The sequence below is a fragment of the Bacillus inaquosorum genome, assembly GCF_023238325.1.
GTDB lineage: Bacteria > Bacillota > Bacilli > Bacillales > Bacillaceae > Bacillus > Bacillus inaquosorum.
Map to the genome: position 1 here is coordinate 2,489,366 of NZ_CP096592.1, position 13,315 is coordinate 2,502,680.

Below are 13,315 nucleotides of genomic sequence, written 5' to 3' on the forward strand. Positions count from 1 at the left end.
AAAACAATCGCATTTGTCTATGAGGATGGCTCTAATTGAGGCGCATATTAGAAAAAATTAACGGAAAGAAGCAACTTTTTATTCATTTTGAAAAAATGTGAGGAATGAGGTGAGCAAATCGTTTGACGGCTGAATCAGCCAGGCGTAACCTTTTAAAGGATATTCACTTTATAGAAAGAAGTTACACCCATGAAAAAATTCGTTCTGCTGCTCGCTGCAGCAGTCATCACTTGCACCATCGGCCACCAAATCAGCGGCGGCTACAAAGCCCCCGAAAAAGAGCGCAGAAAACGTCACTCTGTACTCAAAATATTCAGCCGGTAAAGCAGATCAATTGCATTAATTTTTACATATAGGCTAGAATATGTGCGAATCCAAACGAAAGAAGATGATCAAATGAACCCTAAATATAAACCGCTGTTTGAACCATTTACGTTTAAAAGCGGCGTTACAATTGACAACCGGATCACAGTAGCACCAATGACTCATTACGCTTCTAATGATGACGGTACAATATCTCAAGCAGAGCTTGATTACATCATCCCCCGTTCAAAAGAAATGGGAATGGTGATTACAGCCTGTGCAAATGTCACACCGGATGGAAAAGCATTTCCCGGGCAGCCGGCCATCCATGATGATTCCAACATTCCAGGTTTAAAAAAATTAGCGCAAGCCATTCAGGCGCAAGGCGCTAAAGCCGTTGTACAATTTCATCACGGCGGCATTGAATGTCCGTCTGAGCTCGTTCCGCAACAAGATGTTGTAGGGCCAAGTGACATGTTTGATAACGGCAAGCAAATTGCCCGCGCCTTAACAGAGGAAGAAGTAGATAACATTGTGAAGGCATTTGGAGAAGCGACAAGACGCGCCATTGAAGCCGGCTTTGACGGTGTCGAAATTCACGGCGCAAACGGCTACTTGATTCAGCAGTTTTATTCTCCGAAAACCAATCAGCGCACAGACCGCTGGGGAGGTAGCGACGAAAAACGATTAGCCTTCCCGCTTGCTATTGTCGATGAAGTGAAAAAAGCCGCTGCAGAACATGCGAAGGGTGCGTTCTTAGTCGGCTACCGCCTGTCTCCGGAAGAACCTGAGACACCAGGATTGACAATGACTGAAACCTTTACGCTTGTTGACGCTTTAGGGGATAAAGAATTGGATTACCTTCATATCTCACTGATGGACGTGAACTCAAAAGCGCGCCGCGGTGCAGATCCGACTCGCACACGCATGGACTTGTTGAATGAACGTGTCGGAAACAAAGTGCCGCTTATCGCCGTCGGTTCCATTCATTCCGCAGATGACGCGCTGGCCGTAATCGAAAACGGCATTCCGCTAGTCGCGATGGGACGCGAAATTCTAGTTGACCCTGACTGGACGGTGAAAGTAAAAGAAGGCCGTGAAAAACAAATCGAAACAGTGATCAAAGGCACAGATAAAGAAAAATATCACTTGCCTGAACCGCTATGGCAAGCAATAGTGAACACGCCTGGCTGGGTGCCTTATAAAGATTAATGTGTGGAGACTGCCGAAACGATATTTTTAAAAAAGCCCCTTGTATATGGGGCTTTTTCTCTAATCAAACAGTTTGTGTAAAAACCTAAATGGCAGGAACAGCAATAGGTCTGCCGCTTCAGAAAGCAAATCCAACAGCATCCGTCACGTTTTCCGGCTTTTTTCTTTTTCATTCGTACGTCTTCTTTGTTCATGAATACGTCCTTATCTTACGAGTTTGCAGGGGAAAGGTTTCAATTTGATCCTGATTGTTTGTTTTTGGTAATCCAAGCAGCGAAAACACATGAAACCATGACTGTAAATGAGATGAAGTCGATCAGGGTGCCTGCCATGTGTGATTCTGTAATGATGTTCGAATTGACGCAAAGCGCAAGAATAAATAACGCAATCAGCAGTCCGTACTTTTCAAACACATTATCACTCCCTCCGAAAAATGTGCTTCATATTCATCATCCATTATAATAAATGTCCCTAAAACAAAACGCCTCCTATTTATCAGCGCGGACTAATAAATAAAAGACGTTTGATTTAATCATCGCTTAAACCGCTCATGCTTAAGAAGCCTTATGCTCTAATCTCAGCTTATCCGCAACCATTGCAATGAATTCGCTGTTGGTAGGTTTAGCTTTTGTCATGCTGACAGTATAACCGAACAATGAGGAAATGGAGTCAATGTTTCCTCTGCTCCACGCCACTTCAATTGCATGGCGGATCGCTCTTTCTACACGGCTTGCGGTTGTGTTGAATTTTTTGGCGATGTCCGGATAGAGGACTTTTGTAATGCTGCCGAGCAATTCGATGTCATTGTATACCATTGAGATTGCTTCGCGCAGATAGAGATAGCCTTTAATATGCGCCGGGACGCCGATTTCATGGATAATGCTTGTGATGCTCGCGTCGAGATTTTTCTTTTTTGGTTCAGGCTGGCTGCTGCGTATAATGCTGCTTTGCGATGAGGGCGCACGGTGCGTCACGCTGCTGGCATTTCCGCTGACCTGACGGATATGTCCGACAAGGTTTTCCATATCAAACGGTTTGAGAATAAAGTAGGACGCGCCTAAATCGACGGCCTTTTTCGTGACATCTTCCTGTCCAAAGGCTGTCAGCATAATGACATTCGGCTGTTTTTTCAGATCTGATTCCCTCAGCCGCTCTAAAACAGCAAGTCCGTCCAAATGCGGCATAATAATATCCAATACGAGCACATCGGGATCTTTTTCTTTAAACAACGACAGGCATTCCTGTCCGTTATAAGCTACACCGATCACTTCCATGTCTTCCTGTCCTTCTATATATTCACTCAACAGGCTTACCAGCTCTCGATTATCATCAGCAACACAAACTTTAATTTTCTCCACGTTTCTTCCTCCCCAAATGTAGTTAACAGGATTCACCCTTGCTACATGTTTACATTCGACAAAACCGCTATATACCCTCTAAAAAAATCATAATCACCAATATTAGTGGCATATCTTTGTTATTCTATGTTTTTCTCCGTTTTTCGACTAAAAATGAAATTTGACAAACAAGGAAACGTGAATTTGTCGAAAAATCTTCTTTTGTACATTTTACCGTATGTATTCTGAGAAGTGAAGAGGAATAAAAACAAAAAAACTGCCGGAAATTCCGGCAGTCAGCTTGCTTTTTCTTTTCCGTAAATATCGATTCCTGCTTCTGACAGCATCCATTCAATATGAACGCCGTAGCCGCTTGTCGGATCATTTACAAACACATGGGTGACAGCGCCGATCACTTTTCCATTTTGAATGATCGGGCTTCCGCTCATCCCCTGTACGATGCCCCCTGTTTCTTTCAACAGCCTCGGATCGGTTATTTTTAAGACCATTCCTTTTGTCGCCGGGAATTTTTGCGGCGTCGTGCTGACGATTTCAATATCAAATTTTTCTACCTTGTCATCATCAATGACCGTTAAAATTTCAGCCGGCCCTTTTTTGACTTCATTAGAAAACGCAACCGGCAATGCTTGATCTGAAATGTTGTTTTGAATTGGCTGATGCAGTGTGCCGAAAATCCCAAATGGGCTGTTTCTGTTAATATCCCCGATCGTTTTGCGTTCTGAGGAAAATCGCGCCAGTTTTTCTCCCGGATTTCCGCCTGTCCCTTTTTCAATCGATGTTACAGTGGATTTGACGATTTCTCCATTCTCCACTACGATTGGTTTCTTTGTGTCCATATCGGAAATCACGTGGCCAAGTGCTCCGTATTTTTTTGTTTTCGGTTCATAAAAGGTCATGGTACCGATGCCAGCAGCCGAATCCCTGATATATAATCCGATTCTGTACTTGCCTTCTGCTTCATCCTTTTCTGGAATGAGCTTTGTTTTGATTTTTTGCTTATCACGTTTAATCAGTAAATCTAACGATTCTCCGGTTTTACCCGCCTTTTGGATAAATGGGGCTACATCATTCATTTTTTCAATTTTCTGTCCATTCATCTCAATAATGATGTCGCCCGCTTCGATACCGGCCGTTTCTCCCGGAGATTTTTTGCCTTCACTTGTGTTGATTTGATGAAACCCGACGACAAGAACACCGACGGAATGAAGTTTAACACCGATTGATTGTCCGCCAGGTATGACTTTTAAATCAGGAAGAACTTGCACTTTTGTTTTTTTGATTGGAAATCCGGCAAGATCGTATACTAATTCTGATTCACCTGATTTTTTGCCTGTCACCTTGATTTCATGCGGGTCTTTTTTTACTGTAAACGCTTCTGACGATTCTTGTGCATGAGCGTTTACCGATAAGCTCGTTTCAATCGCTTGTGTTTGGGTTTCAAATACTCTCATTTGCGTTGGAATCAGTAAATACTCTTTTAGCGGTTTGCATAAACCTACACTTAATAACGAAACAAGGAGAATTAAACCTACTGCTTTTCTGATGTTATCGGGCATTCACTACTTCACTCTCCTCGCTCCTATCCCACACCTTCTTTATGACTTGCTGCTACATCATTTAATTTTGCCTTCTGACGCCTTATTTATAACTGTCATATAAAGAAAAACATTGGATATACTGATGAACGAATGGATGTGTGCGAAAAAAAATAAGCTGCGCTTCTCGCGCAGCTTACCCAGTTGTTTTGACTTGATCCGCTTGTTTTAAAAGTTCTTTCGCATGGCGTTTCGTCAAGTCTGTTACTTCGACTCCTGCAATCATGCGCCCGATTTCCACTACCTTTTCCTGCTTAGACAGCGGCTTGACATGTGTCGTCGTTCTGCCGTCTTTTAACTCCTTCGCAATATAAAGGTGCGTATCGGCCATGGCAGCCACCTGAGGCAAGTGTGTAATACACAGCACTTGTGATCCTATTGACACTTTATGGATCTTCTCAGCGATTGCCTGGGCGACTCTGCCGCTTACACCGGTATCGACCTCATCGAATATAATCGACGTCACATCCTGCTGAGAGGAAAAAATGCTTTTTATGGCAAGCATTACCCGAGACAACTCTCCCCCGGAAGCGACTTTCGAAAGAGATTTTAGCGGTTCACCTGTATTGGTTGAAATTAAAAACTTCACCAGATCTATCCCTTGTTCAGTCAGCTGAACAGGCTGGCCGTTTACAATCGGCGCCTCCTCATTGCGGGACGCTGTTCTGACCTTAAATTCCGTATCAAACGTTGACTTTTCCATGTACAGGCTTTTTAATTCCCGATGAATCTCATCGGCCAGCTTTTTCGCCCATGCTTTCCTGATTTGTGAAACATTTGCCGCTTCCACTGCGACATCTTTGCCGACTGAGTCAAGCTCCTTCTTCAAGCTTTGAAGGTGGCTGTCCCTGTTTTCAATTTGGTCTATCTCTTCTTCAATTTTAGAAGCGTATTCTAAAATATCTTCAACAGATGCACCATATTTTCGTTTCAGCTGTTTGATTTCATTAAGACGTGTTTCAATATAATTCAGGCGTTCCGGATCATACTCAAGCTCGTCCAGCATATTTCTCATCTGAAATGTAGCGTCCTCCAGAAGATAGTAGGAGTTCGAAACACTTTCAGACAGTTTTTTCAGCGGTTCATTAATATCGGATATATCTTCAAGCTGCGCTGATGCCATTCCGACCCAGTCCAGCCCGCCTTGCTCACTGCGAAGCGCGTTATACGCGTTTTGCAGCGATTCATATATCTTCTCAAAGTTTGAAATTTGCTGGCGTTCTTCTTGAAGCTGTTCATCTTCATTAAGCTCAAGCTTTGCCGATTCGATTTCTTCGAGCTGAAATTGAATGAGATCAAGGCGGTGGGCCATTTCCTGTTCGCTTTCAGAAAGCTGTTTTAGCTTTTTAAGCAGCTTCATGTAACGCTGGTATCCTTCCTGATATGCTTGGAGCGCACTTTCCACTTCGGCTCCGGCAAACTTGTCCAAAAGCTGGAGATGATTTTCGTCCTCCATTAACAGCTGGTTATCGTGCTGCCCGTGAATATCTAATAAAAGCCTGCCGATCTCTCTTAACGAGGCAATCGTGACAAGCTTGCCATTAACCCGGCAAACGCTTTTTCCACTCGTGCTGATATCCCTTCTCATAACGATCATTTCGTCTGAAACGTCGATTCCCTGCTCAGCGCATATATCAAAAACGGGATGGCCGCTCTCCAACAGAAACAGCCCTTCAAGCTCGGCTTTTGCTTCTCCATATCTGACAAATTCAGATGATCCTCGGCCTCCGACTAAAAGAGAAATGGCATCTATGATGATGGATTTGCCGGCTCCGGTTTCTCCTGTTAAAACCGTGAGCCCGCGTTCAAAAGAAACCGTCAGTTCCTCAATAATGGCAAAGTTTTTAATCGATAGTTCAGCTAACAAACAGCATTACACCTCTTATCTTTGTTAGATTTCTGTTACAGCAGCTCAAGCAGTCTGTTTTTTACGCCGTCTGTATCTTCAGGAGTCCGGCAAATAATTAAAATCGTGTCATCTCCGCAAATGGTCCCCATAATTTCATCCCAGTCCAAATTGTCCATCAGCGCCCCGATTGCCTGGGCATTGCCCGGCATCGTTTTCAGCACAATCATATGGCTTGCAGAGTCTACTTTCACAAATGCGTCCATCAGTGCCCGCTTCAGCTTGGACAGCGGATTGAAACGCTGGTCTGCCGGAAGACTGTATTTGTAAGAGCCGTTATTCGTAGGGACTTTTACAAGGTGAAGTTCTTTAATATCCCGTGAAACCGTGGCTTGCGTTACTTTGTATCCATCCTGCTTCAGCATGTCGACCAATTCATCTTGCGTTTCGATTTCATTGCTTGTAATGATCTCTCTGATTTTAATATGCCTCTGGCCTTTGTTCATGTAAGCACCTCTATTTCCAGCTTATCTGTTCTTTTATGTTATATGATTCTCTGCAAATTGTACATGAATGCAGAAAAAAGGAATAATAGTCGCCCTATTATTCCGGTACATCTGCTTTTTTTTCTTTTAACGTCTTATGTGCCTCTTCTACAATGCGGGTGATCTCTTCTTCCGGCAGCTCCTGTCCTTCCTGTCCCTCTCCCGGCCAATGCAAATGAAGGAGAAATTCAATATTACCGTCTCCTCCCGTAATTGGGGAAAATGACAGGCCTTTGCAGATATAGCCTTCAGCCGCAGAAAAACTGATCATTCGCTTGAGAACATCAGCATGCACTTTTGGATCTCTGACAATCCCTTTTTTGCCGACGGATTCCCGTCCCGCTTCAAACTGCGGCTTAACAAGAGCCATGCAGTCACTGCCCGGTACAAGCAATGTTTTGAGGACAGGCAGGATGAGCCGCAGTGATATAAAGGATACATCAATCGTAGCAAACTCCGGCATGCCCTTTGTAAAGTCTGCCGGTGTTGCGTAACGGAAGTTGGTCCGTTCCATTACGACGACCCGTTCATCTTGTCTGAGCTTCCACGCAAGCTGATTGTAGCCTACATCCACCGCGTATGACTGTTTAGCTCCGTTTTGCAGAGCGCAGTCCGTAAAACCGCCGGTGGAGGAGCCAATATCAATCATGATTTTATCCTTAACAGAGACGGGAAACTCCTTCAGCGCTTTTTCAAGCTTTAAGCCGCCTCTGCTCACATATTTTAGCGGGTTTCCTTTGACGGTTAACGGTAAGTCACGGTCAATTTTTTCCCCGGGCTTGTCCAAGCGGTTTTCGTTTGAATAGACGATCCCCGCCATAATAGCTCTCTTGGCTTTTTCCCGCGTTTCCGCCAGCCCTCTTTCCACTAGTAATACATCTAAACGTTCTTTCTTTGACGTCATGATCCAATTCCTTTATGTGTCTTCGGCGGCATCAGTAATCTAATCCGGTCTGCCGCCTGCTGTTTTGTTAGTCCAATTTCTTCAAGAAGCGCCGTTACGCTTCCGTGTTCAATAAAACGATCCGGGATACCCATTCTGTCAATTGGTGTAAGATATTCACCTTGATCATGAGCGAATTCTAAAATCGAGCTTCCGAAACCGCCTTCTAAGACCGCTTCTTCAATCGTTAAAATTGGCAAGCCTTCTTTTAGGATATCCTTCATCATCTTTTCATCAATCGGCTTAATAAAGCGCGCATTTACAACGCGCACGGAAAGGCCTTCTTTTTGCAGCTCTTCAGCTGCTTCAAGCGCCATTTCGATTGTTGTTCCAAATGTTAAGATGACAGCGTCGTTCCCCGGACGCAGCACCTCCCACGTGCCGATCGGAATCGTTTTCAGCTGTTCATCCATTTTTACGCCGAGTCCGTTTCCGCGCGGAAAACGCATCGCAATCGGGCCTTCATTATAGCTGAGTGCTGTATGAACCATGTGCTGTCCTTCATTTTCATCTTTTGGCATCATTAAGACGATGTTTGGAATGTGACGCATAAACGCAATATCAAACACACCTTGATGTGTTTCTCCGTCAGCGCCGACGAGCCCTGCACGGTCAATGCCAATAAACACATTCGCGTTTTGACGGCAGATGTCATGAACAACTTGGTCATATGCCCTTTGCAGGAAGGTTGAATAAATCGCCAAAAACGGCTTCATCCCCTGCATTGCCATAGCTGCTGCCATCGTAGCGGCATGCTGTTCTGCGATTCCTACGTCGAACATGCGGTCAGGGAATTCCTTTGCAAAGCCTTCAAGCTTAGAGCCGACAGGCATAGCCGGCGTAATGGCTACAATGCGTCCGTCCTCGCGCGCCATTCGCTGCACAGTGCCGCTGACTAGGCCGCTCCATGAAGGAGCTGCGGCTTTCGGTTTTACAAAGTCACCTGTATTAATTTTATATGGTCCGGTACCATGCCATGTTCCAACCGTATCGGTTTCAGCCGGTTTGTACCCCTTCCCTTTTTTCGTAATGACATGCAGGAGAACAGGGCCTTTCGTTTTTTTGGCGTATTGAAGATTCTCAATCAGCTCATGATAAGAATGTCCGTCCACCGGGCCTAAATACGTAAAACCAAGCTCTTCAAAAAACATTCCCGAGACTAGCATGTATTTCAGGCTGTCTTTGACTCGTTCCGCCGTGGCAGCAAGTTTGCCCCCGACTGCCGGAATCTTTTTAAACAAGTATTCGAGCTCGTCTTTTACCCACTGGTATTTCCCTGCAGTGCGCAGTCGTCCGAGCATAGAATGAATGGCGCCGACATTCGGTGCAATACTCATTTCATTATCATTCAGGATGACAATCATATCTTTTTTCTCATCGCCAATGTGGTTTAGCGCTTCGAGCGCCATTCCGCCAGTCAGCGCGCCGTCACCAATGATCGGAATAATAAATTCATCCGTACCTTTAATATCACGCGCAGCAGCCATCCCCATCGCACCTGACAGAGAAGTTGAGCTGTGCCCGGTTTCCCAAACATCATGCTCGCTCTCACTCCGCTTTGGGAATCCGCAAAGCCCTTTGTACTGGCGAAGCGTCGAAAATTCTTTTCCGCGTCCTGTCAGCAGCTTGTGGACGTAAGACTGGTGGCCTACATCCCACAAAAATTTGTCTTTCGGGCTGTTAAATTCCTTATGCAGCGCAACAGTAAGCTCTACGACACCTAAGTTTGGGCCGATGTGGCCGCCGGAAGCAGATAAAGTTGTAATTAAAAATTGACGGATTTCATCACTTAATTTCTCTAATTCATCAATGGACATGTTTTTTAAAAACGACGGGTCCTGTATTGATAAAAGATCCAAAGCGGATCAACTCACTTTCAGCATGAATTTCTGCAATGATACATGTCTTCTACAAGCCGAGCTGGACAATGGCCAGTTCTCAGACATAAAAAAAGACAAACACGCTTTTCCTTTTCATTTTTCATATAAACTGCTTACATTTTACCATATCTCGTGCAGCCGCTTCAAATTAGGATCGTTTTAGTGATCTCTTGCCGCAATTAAATCACAAAGCTCAAATAAAAGATCTTTTTGAAGAGAGAGTCCGCCGATTAAACGCTTCGCCTCATTGATGTGAACATCCAATTTATGTTTGGCCCCTTCCAGTGAAAGAAGTGACGGGTAAGTCGATTTGTCGTTTGTTGTATCCGAGCCGACACGTTTGCCGATTTTCTCTTCACTGCCTTCTAAATCTAAAATATCGTCTCTGATTTGAAAACCGATTCCAATGTGACTGCTGAAGGTACGCAGCGTTTCAATGTCTTCCTCAGGCGCATCCGCCAAAATAGCACCGGCAATTACGCAAAAACCGAGGAGCTTGGCTGTTTTCCGTTCATGAATGGATTCGAGCTCTTCAAGCGTGACTTGGCGGTTTTCCGCTTCCATATCAGCTACTTGCCCTCCGACCATGCCTTCAGTGCCTGCCGCTGAAATCAGTTCATTCACAAGCCGAAGGCGCTTTTCTGCTGACACCTCGTCTGACACGTGGGAGGTGATCAGCTTAAAGCTTTCCGTAAGGAGCCCGTCACCGGCTAATACTGCTGTCGCTTCACCGAATACTTTATGGTTTGTCGGCTTCCCGCGGCGCAAATCGTCATCATCCATACAAGGAAGGTCATCATGAATTAACGAATATGTGTGAATCATTTCGACAGCACACCCAACTGGAATGCCGTCCTTTTCACTTTTCCCATAGGCGTTTAATACAGCCAGTACAATGAGAGGACGCAGCCGCTTTCCGCCAGCCTCTAGGGAATACAGCATAGACTTTTTTAATGAGTCCGGCATATCAAGCTTCTCTGTATAGACAGAAAGCTGATTTTCAATCATTTTCTTCCGCTCCGCCAGAAAGCTCGTTAATTTATTTGTCACCTTCGTCTTCCTCCTGAACACTAAAAGGTGCCAGTTCGCCGTCTTCTTTTAAAATGAAGTCCATTTGTTTTTCGACTTTTTGCAGCTTTTCGTGGCACATTTTTGAAAGAGCCATGCCTTCTTGGAAATAGTTAATCGCTTGCTCTAAAGGCACATCGCCCTCTTCAAGCTTTGACACAATGCTTTCAAGCCCTTTCATCGCTTCTTCAAATGTCATGTTTTCATTTTTTTTCACGTCTGTCATTTTTCTTCCCCTCTCTTTTCTAATACTTCACAGGTCAGCACGCCATCCTTCAGCTTGACCTCAACCTGGTCCTTCTCTTCTATCTGACTGACACTTTTAATGAGTTCGTCTTCTTTATAAGCCAAGCTGTATCCTCTTTCCATCACTTGAAGAGGACTTAACGCATTCAGCTTGCCAAGAACAGTTTGAAATTGGGAATGCAGCTGCTTCATTTGAATTTTCATATTTTTTCTCAGCTGATTTGTTTGTTCCTCGTATCGTGTTCTCGCTTGCTTCAGCTGTTCATGAGGATGCAGCGCCTCTAATCTGTACGTTTCACGCTCAAGCTGTCTGCTTTTTCGATCTAAAAGAGCGGTAAGCTGTGCTTGAAACTGTTGATAGGCAAGGTCAAACTGCTGCTCTTTTTGCGCATACAAACGCTTTGGAAAACGAAAGGCATACGAGGATTGCAGCGTTTGAATCCGCTCTTTTTTCTGGCCGAGATGCTGCTGCATCGCTCTTGTCATCCTGACTTCCGCTGTTTTTGTCCGTTCGATTAAATCAGTGGTATGCGGTACGGCAATCTCAGCTGCTCCTGTCGGCGTTGCGGCTCTGATATCAGCGACAAAATCACTGATCGTAAAGTCCGTCTCATGCCCGACTGCCGATATAATCGGAATGTTAGAAGCGAAGATCGCACGTGCTACAATTTCTTCATTAAATGCCCACAGTTCTTCAATCGAACCGCCGCCTCTCCCAACAATTAATACGTCGCAAACCTCTTTTTCATTTGCCTCTTCAATGCGCTGAACGATGGATCTGCTCGCATTTTCGCCTTGTACGAGCGCTGGAAGAACAATAACTTTTACAAGGGGATATCTTCTTTTTAGAGTTGTAATGACGTCTCTGACAGCGGCACCCGTTGGAGATGTCACAACCCCGATTGTGGCTGGAAATGCGGGGATTTGTTTTTTGTAGCGGTTATCAAATAAACCTTCTCCGGCAAGCTTCTTTTTTAGCTCTTCGTACGCTAAATAAAGCGCTCCGACCCCGTCAGGCTGCATTTCTTTGGCATATAATTGGTAGTTTCCGCTCGGTTCATATACGGAAATTCCGCCTCTGACCAGCACCTTCATGCCGTTTTCAGGTTTAAAAGGCAGACGCTCGCTCTGTCTCGCGAACATCACCGACTGCATTCTGGCATTTTCGTCTTTCAATGTGAAATAAATGTGGCCTCTTGTGTGTATTTTTACATTCGATAATTCGCCTTTAATCCAAATATTTTCAAGGTGAGGATCTACATCGAATTTTCGTTTTATATACTTTGTCAGCGCTGAGACAGTAACATACGCTGTTTCGCCCATGTCTCAAACTCCTCTCATAAGCATTCCTGCACCATAACTAAAGAAAACCCGCCCTGGCTTTAGGAGCCTGAAGAAGCGGGTATCGTGCTCATATTCACAGCGGGCAAAACGTCCCGCCTGTGAATATCTCCAATTATCTATGATAACGTACGTTTCGCAGATTTAACAGTATTATGCGCAAGCATCGTGATGGTCATCGGACCTACTCCGCCAGGAACCGGCGTGATGAAGGACGCTTTTTCCTTTGCCCCTTCAAATTCAACGTCTCCGCAAAGCTTTCCGCTTTCCAGACGGTTAACGCCGACGTCAATGACAACAGCGCCCTCTTTGATCTGGTCTGCACTGATGAAGTTAGCTCTGCCGACTGCCACCACCAAGATGTCCGCTTTTTTCGTATGTTCGGTAATATTTTCCGTTCTTGAATGACAGTAAGTAACCGTCGCGTTTTCATTTAATAAAAGCTGGCCGACAGGTTTGCCGACAATATTGCTTCGGCCGACTACAACAACCTCTTTACCGGAAAGGTCGATATTGGTTTTCTTCAAAAGCTCAACAATTCCATGAGGCGTACAAGGAAGAAACGTATCTTCGCCAAGGAGCATTTTCCCTACGTTTAATGGATGAAAACCGTCTACATCTTTATCAGGAGAGATACGTTCGATCACCGCTTTTTCAGAAATATGTTCTGGAAGCGGGAGCTGAACGAGAATGCCGTGAAACTCAGGGTCTTGATTGTATTGATCGATTATGGATAGCAGTTCAGCTTCTGTGAGGCTGCTGTCAAATTGATCGAGCTTGAAATTCATTCCCATTGTTTCAGCCGCTTTTTTCTTTCCTCGCACGTAAGAGTGAGAAGCAGGATCATCTCCAATCAAAATAACCGCCAGTCCAGGAGTGACGCCTTGCTTTTTAAGCTCTTCTACCTCTTTTGCCAATTGTTCGCGTTTTTCTCTAGCCGTTTCTTTTCCGTCGATGATTGTTGCAGTCATTTTCTTT

Annotated in this window: 13 protein-coding genes; 2 read left to right on the plus strand and 11 right to left on the minus strand. The window is 44.7% G+C overall.

Going from position 1 to position 13,315, the window contains the following annotated elements:
- The first annotated feature begins 189 nt into the window (after positions 1-189).
- Positions 190-324, plus strand: a complete 135-nt coding sequence (locus M1M80_RS12400; protein WP_060398994.1) for a hypothetical protein — start codon at positions 190-192, stop codon at positions 322-324.
- 72 nt (positions 325-396) lie between these two features.
- The gene (locus M1M80_RS12405) at positions 397-1,515 is read left to right on the plus strand and encodes an NADH-dependent flavin oxidoreductase (RefSeq protein ID WP_060398995.1); all 1,119 of its coding nucleotides are present in this window, start codon (positions 397-399) and stop codon (positions 1,513-1,515) included.
- A 233-nt stretch (positions 1,516-1,748) separates the two neighbouring features.
- Here the strand turns inward: M1M80_RS12405 and M1M80_RS12410 are convergent, their stop codons facing one another.
- The 11 genes from M1M80_RS12410 to folD all read right to left on the minus strand — a co-directional run bounded on the left by M1M80_RS12410 (position 1,749) and on the right by folD (position 13,308).
- Positions 1,749-1,928 (minus strand): hypothetical protein, encoded by a 180-nt coding sequence (locus M1M80_RS12410; protein WP_060398996.1) that lies wholly within the window; start codon positions 1,926-1,928, stop codon positions 1,749-1,751.
- A gap of 141 nt (positions 1,929-2,069) precedes the next feature.
- Positions 2,070-2,873: a sporulation transcription factor Spo0A gene (gene spo0A / locus M1M80_RS12415; protein WP_003226427.1), complete on the minus strand. Its 804-nt coding sequence runs from the start codon at positions 2,871-2,873 to the stop codon at positions 2,070-2,072.
- Positions 2,874-3,148: 275 nt separating this feature from the next.
- A complete protein-coding gene (gene spoIVB / locus M1M80_RS12420; protein ID WP_003236887.1) occupies positions 3,149-4,429 on the minus strand; it encodes a SpoIVB peptidase in 1,281 nt (426 codons plus the stop codon).
- A 175-nt stretch (positions 4,430-4,604) separates the two neighbouring features.
- The gene (gene recN / locus M1M80_RS12425) at positions 4,605-6,335 is read right to left on the minus strand and encodes a DNA repair protein RecN (RefSeq protein ID WP_060398997.1); all 1,731 of its coding nucleotides are present in this window, start codon (positions 6,333-6,335) and stop codon (positions 4,605-4,607) included.
- 35 nt (positions 6,336-6,370) lie between these two features.
- Positions 6,371-6,820: an arginine repressor ArgR gene (gene argR / locus M1M80_RS12430; RefSeq protein WP_003236889.1), complete on the minus strand. Its 450-nt coding sequence runs from the start codon at positions 6,818-6,820 to the stop codon at positions 6,371-6,373.
- Positions 6,821-6,917: 97 nt separating this feature from the next.
- A complete protein-coding gene (locus M1M80_RS12435) occupies positions 6,918-7,763 on the minus strand; it encodes a TlyA family RNA methyltransferase (protein ID WP_060398998.1) in 846 nt (281 codons plus the stop codon).
- On the minus strand, positions 7,760-9,661 hold the full coding sequence (gene dxs / locus M1M80_RS12440; RefSeq protein WP_060398999.1) for a 1-deoxy-D-xylulose-5-phosphate synthase: 1,902 nt from the start codon (positions 9,659-9,661) through the stop codon (positions 7,760-7,762). Before dxs ends, M1M80_RS12435 begins: the two co-directional genes overlap by 4 nt.
- A 180-nt stretch (positions 9,662-9,841) precedes the next feature.
- Positions 9,842-10,732 (minus strand): polyprenyl synthetase family protein, encoded by an 891-nt coding sequence (locus M1M80_RS12445; protein ID WP_060399000.1) that lies wholly within the window; start codon positions 10,730-10,732, stop codon positions 9,842-9,844.
- Complete coding sequence (locus M1M80_RS12450) at positions 10,722-10,976, minus strand: exodeoxyribonuclease VII small subunit (RefSeq protein ID WP_003226409.1); 255 nt, start codon at positions 10,974-10,976, stop codon at positions 10,722-10,724. Before M1M80_RS12450 ends, M1M80_RS12445 begins: the two co-directional genes overlap by 11 nt.
- Positions 10,973-12,319 carry an exodeoxyribonuclease VII large subunit gene (gene xseA / locus M1M80_RS12455; protein WP_060399001.1) on the minus strand — a complete coding sequence of 449 codons (1,347 nt, stop codon included), beginning with the start codon at positions 12,317-12,319 and terminating at the stop codon, positions 10,973-10,975. The genes M1M80_RS12450 and xseA overlap by 4 nt, the downstream gene beginning before the upstream one ends.
- Positions 12,320-12,456: 137 nt before the next feature.
- The gene (gene folD, locus M1M80_RS12460) at positions 12,457-13,308 is read right to left on the minus strand and encodes a bifunctional methylenetetrahydrofolate dehydrogenase/methenyltetrahydrofolate cyclohydrolase FolD (RefSeq protein ID WP_060399002.1); all 852 of its coding nucleotides are present in this window, start codon (positions 13,306-13,308) and stop codon (positions 12,457-12,459) included.
- Between the last annotated feature and the right edge of the window lie 7 nt (positions 13,309-13,315).